This is a genomic window from Pseudomonas sp. ICMP 8385 (assembly GCF_002699915.1).
In the GTDB taxonomy this organism is placed as follows: Bacteria; Pseudomonadota; Gammaproteobacteria; order Pseudomonadales; family Pseudomonadaceae; genus Aquipseudomonas; species Aquipseudomonas gessardii.
Genome location: NZ_LKBY01000111.1, coordinates 25,182 through 40,630, shown reverse-complemented (window position 1 = coordinate 40,630; position 15,449 = coordinate 25,182). Strand labels below are relative to the sequence as shown.

Annotated in this window: 11 protein-coding genes and 6 tRNA genes; 2 read left to right on the top strand and 15 right to left on the bottom strand. The window is 58.9% G+C overall.

From position 1 onward, the window contains the following. Window position 1: 1 nt before the first annotated feature. On the bottom strand, window positions 2-1,420 hold the full coding sequence (gene leuC, locus AO268_RS20055) for a 3-isopropylmalate dehydratase large subunit (protein ID WP_099169598.1): 1,419 nt from the start codon (window positions 1,418-1,420) through the stop codon (window positions 2-4). Window positions 1,421-1,559: 139 nt separating this feature from the next. On the opposite strand from leuC, the gene AO268_RS20050 reads away from it, so the two are divergent. Then, window positions 1,560-2,450: a LysR family transcriptional regulator gene (locus AO268_RS20050; protein ID WP_099169597.1), complete on the top strand. Its 891-nt coding sequence runs from the start codon at window positions 1,560-1,562 to the stop codon at window positions 2,448-2,450. Between the two features lie 63 nt (window positions 2,451-2,513). Further along, window positions 2,514-5,807 (top strand): EAL domain-containing protein, encoded by a 3,294-nt coding sequence (locus tag AO268_RS20045; RefSeq protein ID WP_076965004.1) that lies wholly within the window; start codon window positions 2,514-2,516, stop codon window positions 5,805-5,807. A gap of 30 nt (window positions 5,808-5,837) precedes the next feature. On the opposite strand, the gene AO268_RS20040 is transcribed toward AO268_RS20045, so the two are convergent. From AO268_RS20040 to AO268_RS19975, 14 genes are all read right to left on the bottom strand, one after another. Next, window positions 5,838-7,463, bottom strand: a complete 1,626-nt coding sequence (locus AO268_RS20040; protein WP_141562831.1) for a hypothetical protein — start codon at window positions 7,461-7,463, stop codon at window positions 5,838-5,840. A 40-nt stretch (window positions 7,464-7,503) separates the two neighbouring features. Further along, complete coding sequence (locus tag AO268_RS20035) at window positions 7,504-8,469, bottom strand: hypothetical protein (RefSeq protein ID WP_306474141.1); 966 nt, start codon at window positions 8,467-8,469, stop codon at window positions 7,504-7,506. A 103-nt stretch (window positions 8,470-8,572) separates the two neighbouring features. Then, window positions 8,573-10,411 carry a hypothetical protein gene (locus AO268_RS20030; protein WP_099169595.1) on the bottom strand — a complete coding sequence of 613 codons (1,839 nt, stop codon included), beginning with the start codon at window positions 10,409-10,411 and terminating at the stop codon, window positions 8,573-8,575. Window positions 10,412-10,979: 568 nt separating this feature from the next. Next, window positions 10,980-11,429: an Hsp20 family protein gene (locus AO268_RS20025; protein ID WP_076961349.1), complete on the bottom strand. Its 450-nt coding sequence runs from the start codon at window positions 11,427-11,429 to the stop codon at window positions 10,980-10,982. A gap of 117 nt (window positions 11,430-11,546) precedes the next feature. Then, window positions 11,547-12,506 carry a tRNA dihydrouridine synthase gene (locus AO268_RS20020; RefSeq protein WP_076961348.1) on the bottom strand — a complete coding sequence of 320 codons (960 nt, stop codon included), beginning with the start codon at window positions 12,504-12,506 and terminating at the stop codon, window positions 11,547-11,549. 67 nt (window positions 12,507-12,573) lie between these two features. Then, window positions 12,574-13,005 carry an acyl-CoA thioesterase gene (locus AO268_RS20015; protein WP_076961347.1) on the bottom strand — a complete coding sequence of 144 codons (432 nt, stop codon included), beginning with the start codon at window positions 13,003-13,005 and terminating at the stop codon, window positions 12,574-12,576. A gap of 55 nt (window positions 13,006-13,060) precedes the next feature. Further along, the gene (locus tag AO268_RS20010; protein ID WP_099169594.1) at window positions 13,061-13,894 is read right to left on the bottom strand and encodes an alpha/beta hydrolase; all 834 of its coding nucleotides are present in this window, start codon (window positions 13,892-13,894) and stop codon (window positions 13,061-13,063) included. Between the two features lie 30 nt (window positions 13,895-13,924). After that, window positions 13,925-14,464, bottom strand: coding sequence for a TetR/AcrR family transcriptional regulator (locus AO268_RS20005; protein WP_076961345.1), 540 nt, complete (start codon window positions 14,462-14,464; stop codon window positions 13,925-13,927). 183 nt (window positions 14,465-14,647) lie between these two features. Beyond that, window positions 14,648-14,723 (bottom strand) — tRNA-Glu (locus AO268_RS20000). Between the two features lie 78 nt (window positions 14,724-14,801). Beyond that, window positions 14,802-14,877: transfer RNA gene (locus AO268_RS19995), tRNA-Ala, on the bottom strand. A gap of 50 nt (window positions 14,878-14,927) precedes the next feature. After that, a tRNA-Glu gene (locus AO268_RS19990) sits at window positions 14,928-15,003 on the bottom strand. 78 nt (window positions 15,004-15,081) lie between these two features. Beyond that, window positions 15,082-15,157, bottom strand: a tRNA-Ala gene (locus AO268_RS19985). 50 nt (window positions 15,158-15,207) lie between these two features. Then, window positions 15,208-15,283: transfer RNA gene (locus AO268_RS19980), tRNA-Glu, on the bottom strand. A gap of 78 nt (window positions 15,284-15,361) precedes the next feature. Further along, a tRNA-Ala gene (locus AO268_RS19975) sits at window positions 15,362-15,437 on the bottom strand. Between the last annotated feature and the right edge of the window lie 12 nt (window positions 15,438-15,449).

Sequence of the window (15,449 nt, the reverse complement as noted above, 5' to 3'; positions counted from 1 at the left end):
CTCAGATCAATTCGCGAACGTCGATGAAACGACCGTTGACGGCAGCGGCCGCGGCCATGGCCGGGCTGACCAGGTGGGTACGCCCGCCGGCGCCCTGACGCCCTTCAAAGTTACGGTTGGAGGTGGACGCGCAATGCTCGCCCGACTCCAAACGGTCCGGGTTCATTGCCAGGCACATCGAGCAGCCCGGCTCGCGCCATTCAAAACCGGCTTCGAGGAAGATCTTGTCCAGGCCTTCGGCTTCGGCCTGGGCCTTCACCAGGCCCGAACCTGGCACCACAATGGCTTGCTTGATGGTCGAGGCCACCTTGCGGCCCTTGGCGATCACCGCCGCGGCGCGCAGGTCTTCGATCCGCGAGTTGGTGCAGGAGCCGATAAACACGCGATCCAACTGGATGTCGGTGATCGCCTGGTTGGCTTTCAAGCCCATGTACTTCAAGGCGCGCTCGATGGAGCCGCGCTTGACCAGGTCGGCTTCCTTGGCCGGGTCCGGCACGTTCTGATCAACGGCCAGGACCATTTCCGGCGAGGTGCCCCAGCTGACTTGTGGCTTGATCTGGGCCGCGTCGAGCTCGACCACGGTGTCGAACACCGCATCGGCATCGGACACCAGGTCTTTCCAGGCCTCGACGGCGGCCTCCCAATCGGCGCCCGCCGGGGCGAAAGGGCGGCCTTTGACGTATTCGACGGTTTTTTCATCCGCCGCCACCATGCCCACGCGGGCACCGGCTTCGATGGACATGTTGCAGATGGTCATACGGCCTTCGATGGACAGGTCGCGAATGGCGCTGCCGGCAAACTCGATGGCATGGCCGTTACCGCCAGCGGTGCCGATCTTGCCGATCACGGCCAGCACGATGTCCTTGGCCGTCACGCCAAACGGCAACTGGCCTTCGACGCGCACCAGCATGTTCTTCATTTTCTTGGCCACCAGGCACTGGGTAGCGAACACATGTTCCACCTCGGAGGTGCCAATACCGTGGGCCAGGGCGCCGAATGCGCCGTGGGTCGAGGTATGGGAGTCGCCGCAGACCACGGTCATGCCCGGCAAGGTTGCGCCCTGCTCCGGGCCGATCACGTGGACGATGCCCTGGCGCACATCATTCATCTTGAATTCGGTGATGCCGTACTCGTCGCAATAGTCGTCGAGGGTCTGGACCTGCAAACGCGAGACCTGGTCGGCAATGGCTTCGATACCACCCTTGCGCTCCGGGGTGGTCGGCACGTTGTGGTCCGGGGTGGCGATGATCGAGTCGACGCGCCAAGGCTTGCGCCCGGCCAGCCGCAGGCCCTCGAACGCTTGGGGCGAGGTCACTTCATGGATGATGTGACGGTCGATGTAGATCAGCGACGACCCATCATCGCGCCGTTTCACTTCATGGGAATCCCAGAGCTTGTCGTAAAGCGTTTTGCCGGCCATCAGTCGGTCCTCATCAGCGTCTTTCTATGCCCCGGGCCTTTCAATAACCCTTTGGCTTGTGAGGCTGATGCTATGGCGTTACATTAAATAACTCAAATTCATATTTTTTATACTTTGGATAACCTACTGGAATACCACCATGGACCTGGCCAACCTCAATGCCTTTATTGCCATCGCCGAAACCGGCAGCTTCTCCGGGGCCGGGGAACGCCTGCACCTGACGCAGCCGGCAATCAGCAAGCGTATCGCCGGCCTGGAGCAGCAGCTCAAGGTGCGTTTGTTCGACCGGCTGGGCCGTGAAGTCGGCCTGACAGAGGCCGGGCGCGCCCTGCTGCCCCGCGCCTATCAGATCCTCAATGTGCTGGACGACACCCGGCGCGCCCTGACCAACCTGACCGGCGAGGTCAGCGGGCGCCTGACCCTGGCGACCAGCCATCACATCGGCCTGCACCGCCTGCCCCCGATATTGCGCACCTTTACCCGGGAATACCCGAATGTGGCCCTGGATATTCAGTTCCTGGACTCGGAAGTCGCCTACGAAGAAATCCTCCACGGCCGTGCCGAAGTGGCCGTCATCACCCTGGCGCCGGAGCCCCACAGCCTGGTGCGGGCCACCCCGGTGTGGGACGACCCCCTGGATTTCGTGGTGGCCCCCGAGCATAGCCTGGCCAATAACAGCACTATCAGCCTGGCCGATATCGCCCGGCATCCGGCGGTGTTCCCCGGCGGCAACACCTTTACCCACCATATCGTGCACCGGCTGTTCGAGGCCCAGGGCCTGACGCCGAACATCGCCATGAGCACCAACTACCTGGAAACCATCAAGATGATGGTCTCTATCGGCCTGGCCTGGAGTGTTCTGCCGCGTACCATGCTCGATGAACAAGTGGCCAGTATCGCTTTACCGGGCATACAACTCAGTCGCCAGCTAGGCTATATCGTGCACACCGAAAGGACGCTGTCGAACGCTGCACGGGCTTTTATGAGTCTATTGGATGCACAGGCCGATCCGGCAGGGATGCCAGCATAAGGCCGTGCGGCCCGTAGACCCTGCTCCCGTGCCGAATGCCCATCGAGCCAAGGCCCCTTGATAATGCCCAACCCCGTCGATCCCGTGCCGCCGCTGCCCCGCATCCACGCCCTGGACCCCCAGCAGGCGGAGCAAAGCTGGGACAATGCCCCGCACCTGCTGGCGGCGCTCAATGGCGCACGGCTGGGCGCCTGGAGCTGGGATATCGACAGCGGGCGGATCAATTGGTCGCGCGGCACCCAGGCGCTGTTCGGTTTCGATCCCCGCCAGCCCTTGCCCAAGGACCTGGACTACCTTGACCTGTTGGCCGCCGAGGACCGCGACCGTGTAATACGGGCCTTTCATGCGGTGCTGGCCGGCGAGCCCTTTGAACAAGCCATGCATCACCGCATCCAGTGGCCGGACGGCAGCCTGCACTGGCTGGAAATCAACGGCAGCCTGCTGCCGGACGCCTCCGGGCGCCGGCGCATGATCGGGGTGATTCGTGAAACCACCCGGCAGCGCGAGCGCGAATATGCCCTGGGCCACTCGGAAAAACGCTTCGCCACCCTGTTCCACCTGTGCCCGAACATGGTCCTGCTGACCCGCCAGGAAGATGGCCTGATCAGCGAGGCCAACCAGTATTTTGAAAGCCTGTTCGGCTGGCCGGTGGCCGATGCCATTGGCCGTACCACCCTCGACCTGGGGCTGTGGGTCCACCCGGAGCAACGGGCCCTGCTGGTCAAGGCGACCCAGCGCAAGGGCGAACCCATCACCATGGAGGTGCAGTTTCGCGCCAGCCATGGGCAAATCCATGACGGCACCCTCAGCGCACAAAAGGTCGAGCTCGATGGCCAGGCCTACCTGATCAGCACCTTCCTCGACACCACCGAGCGCAAGAACGCCGAGCAGGCCTTAAAGGACAGCCAGGAACGCCTGGACCTGGCCCTGGACTCGGCCCAACTGGGCACCTGGGACTGGCATATCCCCAGCGGCATGCTCTATGGCTCGGCGCGGGCGGCACAGTTGCACGGCCTGGAGCCACAGCCGTTCCATGAGTCGTTCGATGCATTTTTTGAAGGCATGCCCGATGAAGAGCGCGCCAGCATGCGCGATGCCTATCGCACCTTGCGCGAAGGCCCGGCCGGCAATTACCAACTGACGTACCGCGTGCAACTGGAAGATGGCAGCTCGCGCTACCTGGAAAGCCGTGCCCGCCTCTACCGCGACGCACAGGGCGCGCCGCTGCGCATGGCGGGCACCCTGCTGGACATCACCGACCAGGTGGAACGCGAACAGCGCTTGAGCGCCTCTGAAGAGAAGTTCGCCAGCCTGTTCCTCGTCAGCCCCGACCCGATCTGCGTCACCCGCCTGGCCAGCGGCGAGTTCATCGAAATCAACCCCAGCTTCACCCAGACCTTTGGCTGGGCCGCCGCCGAAGTCATCAACCACACCGCCGAGCAGATCGGCCTGTGGGATGAACCCACCCAACGCCTGCACCGCATCGAGCAGGTGATCCGCGAGCAGGCGCTGAACAACGTGGCGATCATCGTCCGCCACAAGGATGGCCAGCGCCTGACGTGCATGATTGCCAGCCGCTTGATCAAGGTCGACAACCAGTCCTGCGTGGTCACCACCCTGCGCGATATCACCCAGCAACAACGTTCCGAGGCGGCGCTCAAGGCCAGCGAGGAGAAGTTCGCCAAGGCCTTTCATTCCAGCCCCGATGCGGTGTCCATTACCGAGCGCAACACCGGGCGCTATGTCGAGGTCAATGATGGCTTTTGTCGCTTGACCGGCTACCGCGCCGAGGAGGCCATTGGCCTGACGCTGTACCAGATCGGCATCTGGGCCGATGAAAACCAGCGCGCCGCACTGTTGGCCGAATTACAGATCAAGGGGCGCATCCATCACCTGGACATGCTCTGGCATAACAAGCGCGGCGAGTTGCTGGCGGTAGAAGTGTCGGTGGAGCCGATTACCCTCAATGAAACGCCATGCCTGTTGCTGACGGCGCGGGACGTCAGCCTGCTGAAAAGCGCGCAGGCGCAGATCCGTCACCTGGCCTATCACGATCCGCTGACCAACCTGCCCAATCGCGCCCTGCTGATGGACCGCCTGAGCCAGCAGATCGCCCTGCTCAAGCGCCACAACCTACGGGGCGCGCTGCTGTTCCTCGACCTGGACCACTTCAAGCACATCAACGATTCACTCGGGCACCCGGTGGGCGACACCGTGCTGAAAATCGTCACGGCACGCCTGGAAGCCAGTGTGCGCCTGGAAGACACCGTGGCGCGCCTGGGCGGCGATGAGTTCGTGGTGCTGCTCAGCGGGTTGGAGGGCTCGCGGATGGAGGTCAGCAAACAGGTGCAACAGCTGTCTGACACGTTGCGTGAACTGCTGTCCGAACCGATGTTCCTCGATGGCCATCGCTTGCAGGTCACCCCCAGCATCGGCGTGGCATTGATTCCCGACCATGGCTCGACCCCGGCGGATTTGCTCAAGCGCGCGGATATCGCCCTGTATCGGGCCAAGGATTCGGGGCGCAATACCACCCAGATGTTTCATAACAGCATGCAACGCACCGCCAGCGAGCGCCTGCGCATGGAGACAGACCTGCGCCAGGCCTTGTCACGGGGCGAGTTCAGCATGCATTACCAACCCCAGGTCGATGCCCGGGGCAATCGCATTGTCGGCGCCGAGGCGTTGGTGCGCTGGCAGCATCCGCAACTGGGCGCGCAATCCCCCGCCGAATTCATCAAAGTCCTGGAAGACAGTGGGCTGATCCTGGAGGTGGGCACCTGGATTCTCGACGAAGCCTGCGGCGCGTTTGCCCGCTTGATTGCCGAAGGCCTGGTGGAGCCCGAGGGCTTCAGCCTATGCGTGAATATCAGCCCCCGGCAGTTCCGTCAGAATGACTTTGTTGAACGGGTGGAGCGCAGCCTCAAGCAGCATCACTTGCCGTTCAGCCTGCTGAAACTGGAAATCACCGAAGGCATCGTGATCCAGAACCTGGATGACACCATCGGCAAAATGCGCCGCCTGAAAAAACTCGGGGTCAGCTTTGCCATGGACGATTTCGGCACCGGTTATTCGTCATTGACCTACCTCAAGCGCCTGCCGGTGGATGCCTTGAAGATCGATCAATCCTTTGTAAGGGACGCCACCCACGACCCGAACGACGCCGAGATCATCCGCGCCATCGTGGCCATGGCGCGCAGCCTCAATCTGGAAGTGATTGCCGAAGGCGTGGAAACCCCCGAGCAACTGGCCTTCCTGCAAGGGCTGGGCTGCCATTTATATCAAGGCTATCTGCACAGCCGCCCCCTGCCCATGGAGGCGTTCATGCAGCTATTAAGGCAAGGCGCCGGGACCTGAGAGCTCCCCCCTCGGCCCCGGTGCCGCGCATTACACTAATTTCAATGCCCGGATGAAATAGCCTTTCCAGTCCGACTGCACCAGGCTGCGCTTTTGCCCATACATGTCCACCATCCCATCAATGACCGCCACTGAGTGGCGGGCATCGGCCAGGGTTCCAATGGCACCCTCTGCCAGTTCTTGAACGCTGCTTTCACTGACATAGGCGGACAACCCTAACCTGTGCAGCGCTTCTCCTGGGTACTCACCGTCGTTAAGCGTTTGCATGGCGACCTCAAACCCTTGCCTGCCACGGAAGTCGTTGTCCTCCAACTCTGCCCGCTTGGCGCTCACACAGTATAGAAAGTTGGCATCGTCAAGCAGCGCCTGATTGTTGCCCTTCAAGCCGGAGGCCTCACGAGCCTTTCTCAGTTCCTCGTGTGTCACTCTCAACTTAAAAGAATCCCTCATGATGACTTCATAACCATCCGTAGTGGCCGAGATTTTTTTATAGATGCCTTGTGGGTTCTGCCCAAATCGCATCATCGCCGCCTTGATCGCAGACACGGTGACACAGTTGCCTTCCACGCTCTGATAAAAACCACTCCAGATATCGGTGGGTTTAGTACCTACTGGGACACTGAATAAATTCAGATCATTGCGATCAATGGCTACAGGTGGTTCGTCAGGAATTTTTTTGTTATCGAACAACCTATAACCATAGCGGTTATCAACACTGCGTTTTTCAGCATAACTGTATTGGGCGTTATTCATTACAAGCGCCCCGCCAAAGTTATGGGTTCCCACCACCCCTGTTGCACCGCTAGCGGCCATTTCACTGGCAGGCATATACTGGGCCAGAGCACTCACCCCCATTCCCCGCAAACAGTTGAGTAGCGTTTCTCCTTCCAGGGTCTTCGTCAGGGCCTTCTCGAAACTGCCATGCTTGCCTGCAAGCTGTTTACGTTTGGCAAAAGCCGCGAGCACAAAGTTGGCATCCTTTATGACCGAACTATCATTACCCGCAAACCGCGACGCCTGGGCGACAGTCTTTAATTCTTCTTGAGACACATGCACCTTAAACTCATCTTTCATCGTAACGTCATACCCGTCGCCGGAGGCCTTCACCTCATCAAATAGGTCGAGCGGGCTTTGCCCAAATGTCATCATCATCATTTGGATAACTGCCGCATGAGTACTGTTGTCAAAGTTTTCGCCGAAATGGCGCCTGGTGGCCGTAAGCGCACCCAGAATATCGCTGGGTTTCTCATCCCGCTTCGTTGAAAACACAGGTGGGGGCAACGTTTTATCAACATTATTTTCTGTACTCGGTGCCACCCAGGACAGCGAAGTGCCTTGGTGGGTGAGCAACTGCCTGACAGAACGAAGACCTTCGGAAAGTCTTTGCTCAATCTCCTCCCACCCATCGATGCTGACTCCCTCTCCATTGCGTTTCTCAGGGGCGGCAGGGGCACTCATTCCACTGGCAGGCTCATGATTCAAACTATAATTCCCAAGAAACAACCGACCACCCATATCGATACTCATGACAACCCCCATAGTTAAACTATTAAATTCATGACCACACAGATGCCGCCAAATAACGACAAAACCCATAAAGTAGAAATCGACAAACACAACAAACAACAAAAAAACCTGCGCAGGAAAAATAATCACACAATATTAATTATTATTAATACAAGACCTACCCATAACCTCAATCACCGATTAACGCCACAGCGTTCCCACGCGTGGGTGCCTTTCCTTTGCGCCCCCACAACTCTTCCTTGCCATCAATCACCGCCACCGAATGCAAGGCCCGATTAACCATACCAACTTGCCCACGGGCCAAAGTACTGACAGGAACTTGCTTCATATACTTCTTCAACCCCAACCGCAGGAATCCTTCTCCCGGCGCCCACGGGTTCTCATCCTCACCGTCGTTGAGGCTGCGAATGGCCGCACTAAAACTTCTAGCCGCTCTGCCATCGTTGTTTTCAAGATGGGCGCGCTTGCAACTGACCGCGAACAGGAATTGGGCGTCCTTGAGCATCCCTCTGTCTCGGCCATAAAACTTTGCCCCCTCCGCTGCTTGCTTCAACTCCTTGTTTGTCAGGACCAGGCGAAAACCATCGCGCATCGTGACCTGATAGCCACTCTCGGTTTTACTGACATTTTTATAAATATCGGTCGGGCTCTGCCCAAACTTATACATGGCCGCCTTGATCGCCGAAACAGTCACGCAATTACCATCAGGCCCTTGGCGAAAGCCACCCCAGATGTCGTCAGGCTTTGCACCATCACGCTTAGACGATAGATCGGGAAGGTGCGCTGGGGTCGATTCAGGCTTTGGCACAACCGGTATCGGACTCACCTCAGGCTTGACAGGCTCGGGAACACTATCAACCTTGACTTTTTTTCCCTTACTGTCTGACAAAAGGGCCAATACCTGATCTAAAAAAAGCCTGAGCATTGAAATAACACTGTTTAAATCCACATCCTGATCCGCCATATAACCGCTCTCTTCAATGCGACTATTATTGACAGCGTAATTATTTGAAACCCAACTTACACCTGCACCAGATACCCATGGGCGTTTAGTCGCAACATCAAACGCACTCCCCCCCCCACTTAAACACGCAGACGTGCTGCTTGAAGGACTACTGATATTTAAAATAGACATACAGTCTTCTCCCACAAAGCGCTCCTCCGGCCGGCAGTTGACCGGAGAAGCAACTCTTTTGGTTTAAGATTTTTAGTTATCGTTTATTGACTCGACTGGCACACTACGACCGGCGATAAAGAGCCTCAACCCCGCTCATTTCATCAGGGCCACAGCCGGGGCCCGGGGCAGTTAAGTCAGACTCTGGCGTGGGCTTGTTCGGCAGTACCTCGGGGGCATCCGGCTTCACCCCCGCATGAGTTCTGGGTACGGCCGGCTCATGCACCAAACCGGGCTTTACCTGAGGGGGAGTACCGGGTACGAGAGCGGGCTTTGGCTCCAAACCGGGCTTCACCTGGCCCTCCGGGCCGGGCACCACTGCAGGCTTTATCTCCACGCCCGGCTTCACCTGGCCCTCCAGGGGGGGGACCACTGCGGGCCTTATCTCCACGCCGGGCTTCACCTGACCATCCGGGCCGGGCACCACTGTGGGCTTTATCTCCACGCCGGGCTTCACCTGACCATCCGGGCCGGGCACCACTGTGGGCTTTATCTCCACGCCAGGCTTCACCTGGCCCTCCAGGGGAGGGACCACTGTGGGCCTTATCTCCACGCCAGGCTTCACCTGACCATCCGGGCCGGGCACCACTGTGGGCTTTATCTCCACGCCAGGCCTCACCTGACCATCCGGGCCGGGCACCACTGTGGGCTTTATCTCCACGCCAGGCCTCACCTGACCATCCGGGCCGGGCACCACTGTGGGCTTTATCTCCACGCCAGGCCTCACCTGACCATCCGGGCCGGGCACCACTGTGGGCTTTATCTCCACGCCAGGCCTCACCTGACCATCCGGGCCGGGCACCACTGTGGGCTTTATCTCCACGCCAGGCCTCACCTGACCATCCGGGCCGGGCACCACTGTGGGCTTTATCTCCACGCCAGGCCTCACCTGACCATCCGGGCCGGGCACCACTGTGGGCTTTATCTCCACGCCAGGCCTCACCTGACCATCCGGGCCGGGCACCACTGTGGGCTTTATCTCCACGCCAGGCCTCACCTGACCATCCGGGCCGGGCACCACTGTGGGCTTTATCTCCACGCCAGGCCTCACCTGGCCATCCGGGCCGGGCACCACTGTGGGCTTTATCTCCACGCCAGGCCTCACCTGACCATCCGGGCCGGGCTTTAGCTTCACGTCAATCCCTGGAACCGTTGGATGGTCGTGCCCTGGGCAGTGGCAATTGTTCACCTTGACGTCAACGTTCACCCGCACAGAGGCGTCAGACTCCACTTTGGAGTCGGTGCCTGGCAGAACCTTGATCTGCGGTATCACCACTGGTTGCTTGCCAGCATCCAATAGCCCCTTGAGGTCATTACCCGGAATCGCAGGCTTGCCGTCGGCCTCCAACTTGTTCGGCAGCGGCTTGTCGGCCTCAAGCGGCACCTTGAGATCATTGCCCGGAGTCGTAGGTTTGCTATCAGCCTCCAGTTTTTTCTGCAGCGGCTTGTTGGCGTCAAGCAGCATCTTGAGATCATTGCCCGAAACCGCAGGCTTGCCATCGGCCTCCAGCTTTTTCTGAAGTGGCTTGTCTGTCTCAAGCGCCACCTTGGTCTCCTTGCTCGGAGTCAAGGGCATGCCCCCAAGCGAGGGTTTCGCCTCAGACGACTTATCAGGAGAGGGCTGGAGCTCAGGAGGATGTTTTTTGCCAGACAAGATATCTCGCATTGCCTTAAAGAGAAGCTCAAACATATCAAGTAGCTTTGAAAGAGCATCGGTATTACCAACTGCACCTTCCCGCCCCGTTTCAACATTGCGGCTATATTCCGGCAAGGCACTCTGTTTTTTGTCAAGAACCTTACTGGCCTCCCCCCCTCCAAGTGCGCTGGATAAGGGCGTAGGAAGGTCTAGTGGGTGGTTTGCGAGCTTAGTGCTCAGCGGAGTATTAACAGACATATAAGACATTAGTCATTCCTCTTCTCAGAATAGCACCTGGGTTTTTTATTCACCCATAACAAACACTATTGGCTTGTGACTTGAAACGGCAGCAACCGAATCGAAGTCCTGTATTTCGTGGAGAAAAAAGCATTCGAGTTCCAGAAATCGCCAAAAACATAAGGACACCAAATGAAAACTTCAGACTTTTACCTATGGACGCCTGTAAAAACTGCTCTCTCCAGCGCTTTCCTGATCAAAACAATGTCATACACGCTAATAAAGTGCCTTAGTGAAAAAAAACGATATGATTCATTGAATCCCTACAGATACAGCTCATGATATTTCCCGCGCGGTTAATGCTGCACCACTCTCGGAAAAATCAAAAAACAAAAGGGCGACTCAATATAAAACATGAAAAAAATCACAAAAAAGTTACACACACCCGTTATAAAAAATAATCAAGCACACTCACCCCACTAAACAAAACTCCCATCCTTGCGCACTCAATCATTGACGCTCAGCGCAACGTCTTAAACAAAAAAAGGGCGCCTGGGGCGCCCTTTATAGAGGTAATGAAAAACTTAAAAACATGAACTCAATGTTGCAGGACCGGTTTCTGCGCCCCATTGATCGGAATGCGCTTGGCCTTTGCCTCTTCCGGCACAACCCGCAACAGGTCGATACTCAGCAAGCCATTACTCAGGTCGGCAGCCTTGATTTCAATATGGTCTGCCAAGCGGAACGACAATTTGAAGGCGCGCTGGGCAATGCCCTGGTGCAGATACGTGACGCTTTCAGCCTGGGTGTCGCGCTTGCCGCCACTGACGGTCAAGACGCCTTTCTCCACCTGCAACTCCAGATCGTCTTCGTGGAAACCGGCGGCCGCGATGACAATGCGGTATTGGTCTTCGCCATGTTTCTCGACGTTGTAGGGTGGGTAGCTGCTGCCCGGCTCATTGCGCAATGCGGTTTCAAACAGGTCGTTGAAACGATCGAAACCCACGGAAGAGCGGAACAGCGGCGCCAGGGAAAATGCGGTACTCATGGTCAAATCTCCTGAAATATCAGCAAGGTTCTTTATCTCCACGACCCGAATTCGGCATCGTGTAATCCCTAGATAAGGACCGCCACTTACATTTCAAGAGAGGCCGTAAGAAAATTTTCAAGCCCCTTGGGGGTGGGGCATACCGAGTAAACGGCTGACCTGCTGAAGGTCGGTTTCCCGGCGCAATGCGGTAAACAACTCCACCGCTTGCGGATAATTTCGCGTCAGCATCGCTAGCCACTGCTTCAGGCGGCCCGGTGCCTGGCGCTCAGTCAATTGCGCTACAGACTGCGTCCAGAACGCCTGGAGCATGGGCTGCATAGCCTCCCAGGTCATCTCTACCACGTCTTCGCCAACCCGCGCAGCAGCAATTTGCCGAGCCAGGTCGGGACGTGCGACCAGGCCGCGACCGAGCATGATGTCTTCGACACCGCTGATCTCCCGGCAACGGCGCCAGTCTTCGACACTCCAGATATCGCCATTGGCAAATACCGGCACCTTGACCACGTCCTGCACACGCGGGATCCACTCCCAGTGCGCCGGCGGCTTGTAGCCATCGGCCTTGGTCCGCGCATGTACCACAATGTGCGCCGCACCGCCTTCGGCCAGGGCCGTGGCGCACACTAGCGCGCCGTCCGGGCTGTCGAAGCCCAGGCGCATCTTGGCGGTCACCGGGATATGCGCCGGCACGGCACGGCGTACGTGCTCGACGATCTGGTTGAGCAGTTCCGGCTCCTTGAGCAGCACCGCGCCACCACGGGACTTGTTGACGGTCTTGGCCGGGCAGCCGAAGTTCAGGTCGATCACTTCAGAACCCAGTTCACAGGCCAGCGCGGCGTTTTCCGCCAGGCACACGGGGTCGGAACCCAGCAACTGCACGCGCAACGGCACGCCCGCAGCGGTCTTGGCGCCGTGCAGCAGTTCAGGGGCAAGCTTGTGGAAATAGGCCGGGGTCAGCAGGCGGTCGTTGACCCGAATAAATTCGGTCACGCACCAATCGATACCGCCGACCTGGGTCAGCACGTCCCGCAGGATGTTGTCGACCAACCCCTCCATGGGCGCCAAAGCAATTTGCATGGAAAACACTCAACGAAAATCGTGGCGCAGTTTACTGGGTTTCCCACAGTAACCGTTAACTCCCTTGTCAGATGTGCAGCGCCACGCCATAGCCCTCGATAAACTCCGCCGGCATGCGCTTGGGCTTGCCGCTGGAGAGTTCGATACAGACAAAGGTGGTTTGCGCACGCAACAAGGTGGTGCCATCACTGGGGCGCATCAGCTGGAAGCGCCGGGTCATTTTCAGGCGCTGGTCCCAATCGACGATCCAGGTCGCCAGTTGCAGCTCATCGCCTTCGTAGCCGGCGGCCAGGTAATCGATTTCATGACGCACCACCGCCATCGCCCGATCCAGGCGGCGGTATTCGGTGAGGTCCAGGCCCAGGCGCTGGGAGTGGCGCCAGGCGCAGCGCTCCAGCCAGGATACGTAGACGGCATTATTGGCATGCCCCAGGCCGTCGATGTCCTCAGGGGCCACCTGCAGATCGATGATAAACGGCTTTGCCAAGTCCCAGCCCATGCCCAGCTCCCGGTCGATGAATGTCGGCGGGGAGCAGTGTAACCCATCGTTGGGCTCAAGCGGTTTGCCGCGCCGGCTCACGACAGCCGGCCAGCAGCGCCAGCACGCCTTCGACCACTCGCGGGTCCGCCAGGACCCTCTGGTGCCCGCCCTGCTCCAGGCGCAACAGGCGGCTGTCGAACCAGGCCTCGTGGATCATCTGCGAGGCTTTGACCGGGACGAAGGTATCGTCTTCGGCATGTACGATCAGCCCCGGGATATTCATTTGATAACGGGCCACATCCAGGTGCTTGAGCGGAATGCCGAGGGAGTACTCGACCTCCCGGATAAACGCCGCCCGCGCCCGCTCCGGCATGCCGACCACCCCGGCAAAGCCGCGCAATACATCGAGCAAGCGTGAAGGAGCAGCAATGCTCACCAACGCCTTGGTACGCAGGCCCAACTGGATAGCCAGCATCGCACTGGCGCCTCCCATGGAGTGGCCTACCACCGCGTGCAGCGGCGGCAACTCAGCGGCAGCCTCCAGCATCGCCCGGGCAAACAGCACCACATGGGCTTCACGGCCCGGCGAGCGACCATGGGCCGGGCCGTCGAGGGCAATCACCGAATAGCCGGCGCCCACCAGGGCGTCGATCAAGCTGGCGAACTGGGTCGGGCGCCCTTCCCAGCCGTGCATCATCAGCACCGCCGGGCCCTGGCCCCAGCGCAGGGCCGAGAGGCCAAAACGCAAGGTGATGCGCTCGGCCTGCGCCAGCAGCGGCAATTCCCAATCCCGGGGCGGCAGCTCCCGTGGTGTCATGAAGGCGCGACGCATCTGGTTGGCGATGGTCTGCGGCGCCAGCCTGCCCACGGTGCCGTTGACACGGCGAATCCAGCTCAAGGTGCTCATCCACTCACTCCCCAGGCTCACAAGCCTTGTTCAACGCACCGCCGACTTGGAGGCGCGCAATACACGGTCCGACAATTCTCCCGGCCCCAAGGCCCGGGCCAATGCCAGGCCGCCAATCATCAAGGCCATGTCGGCCAGGGCCTTGTCGGTGTCTTCCGGGCTGGCGGCCAGTTGTGCGGCCATCAGCTCGACATGCTGGTTCAGTACATTGCGAAACTCATCCGGCAGACGGTTCATCTCGCCGACCGTGGCCGGGATCGGGCAGGCCTGGGCAGTAGAATCGCGGTGCTTGCGCGACAGGTAGAACGCCGCCGCCAGGGTTCGACGCTCTTCGCCTGTCAGGCTGGAGTCCATGTCGTCGATAGACGCCCGGCGCCGCGCCAATAGCCGCTCGAACGCCTCCAGCATCAAGGCGTCCTTGCTTTCAAAGTGGGCGTAGAACCCCCCCACGGTCAGCCCCGCCGCCCCCATGACGTCACCCACGCTCGGCTCGACCGGGCCATGCTGGATCAGCGCGGAGCTGGCAGCCTGCAGAATACGTTCACGGGTTTGCGCTTTTTTATCGCTCATGATGGCCTCCAAATATTACACTCAAAATATTATACGCATAATAATTTTTGGCAAGCGCTGAATTCGACCGCTGGTCAGAAGAAGTTTTTTGGAAGAGGGAGGGAGAAAACCCAAACGCCAGACAAACAAAAGGGCCATTCAATAATTGAATGACCCTTAAAAATCCCGCAGAGCGGGTAATCGTGGCGTCCCCTAGGGGACTCGAACCCCTGTTACCGCCGTGAAAGGGCGGTGTCCTAGGCCACTAGACGAAGGGGACACAAACCTTCTATACACATGACCAGGCTGAGACTGATCGATTCAAGGACGGTGTGGCCAGAACCTTGAACCTGTAAATTGGTGGAGCTAAACGGGATCGAACCGTTGACCTCTTGCATGCCATGCAAGCGCTCTCCCAGCTGAGCTATAGCCCCGGATTTTTCGCCTCGCGGCGCAGCAGACCTTGCGAGCTGCTTGTTGAAACTGGCGTCCCCTAGGGGACTCGAACCCCTGTTACCGCCGTGAAAGGGCGGTGTCCTAGGCCACTAGACGAAGGGGACAAAACCTTCTGTACAACATGATCAAGCTGGGCCTGATCGATTCAAGGACGGTGTGGCCAGAACCTTGAACCTGTAAATTGGTGGAGCTAAACGGGATCGAACCGTTGACCTCTTGCATGCCATGCAAGCGCTCTCCCAGCTGAGCTATAGCCCCGGATTTTTCGCCTCGCGGCGCAGCAGACCTTGCGAGCTGCTTGTTGAAACTGGCGTCCCCTAGGGGACTCGAACCCCTGTTACCGCCGTGAAAGGGCGGTGTCCTAGGCCACTAGACGAAGGGGACACAAACCTTCTATACACATGACCAGGCTGAGACTGATCGATTCAAGGACGGTGTGGCCAGAACCTTGAACCTGTAAATTGGTGGAGCTAAACGGGATCGAACCGTTGACCTCTTGCATGCCATGCAAGCGCTCTCCCAGCTGAGCTATAGCCCCGGATTTTTCGCC

Coding starts and splice junctions, on each gene's coding strand:
- leuC (WP_099169598.1), bottom strand. CDS start 1,420: ATGGCCGGCAAAACGCTTTACGACAAGCTCTGGGATTCCCATGAAGTG.
- AO268_RS20050 (WP_099169597.1), top strand. CDS start 1,560: ATGGACCTGGCCAACCTCAATGCCTTTATTGCCATCGCCGAAACCGGC.
- AO268_RS20045 (WP_076965004.1), top strand. CDS start 2,514: ATGCCCAACCCCGTCGATCCCGTGCCGCCGCTGCCCCGCATCCACGCC.
- AO268_RS20035 (WP_306474141.1), bottom strand. CDS start 8,469: ATGTCTATTTTAAATATCAGTAGTCCTTCAAGCAGCACGTCTGCGTGT.
- AO268_RS20030 (WP_099169595.1), bottom strand. CDS start 10,411: ATGTCTTATATGTCTGTTAATACTCCGCTGAGCACTAAGCTCGCAAAC.
- AO268_RS20025 (WP_076961349.1), bottom strand. CDS start 11,429: ATGAGTACCGCATTTTCCCTGGCGCCGCTGTTCCGCTCTTCCGTGGGT.
- AO268_RS20020 (WP_076961348.1), bottom strand. CDS start 12,506: ATGCAAATTGCTTTGGCGCCCATGGAGGGGTTGGTCGACAACATCCTG.
- AO268_RS20015 (WP_076961347.1), bottom strand. CDS start 13,005: ATGGGCTGGGACTTGGCAAAGCCGTTTATCATCGATCTGCAGGTGGCC.
- AO268_RS20010 (WP_099169594.1), bottom strand. CDS start 13,894: ATGAGCACCTTGAGCTGGATTCGCCGTGTCAACGGCACCGTGGGCAGG.
- AO268_RS20005 (WP_076961345.1), bottom strand. CDS start 14,464: ATGAGCGATAAAAAAGCGCAAACCCGTGAACGTATTCTGCAGGCTGCC.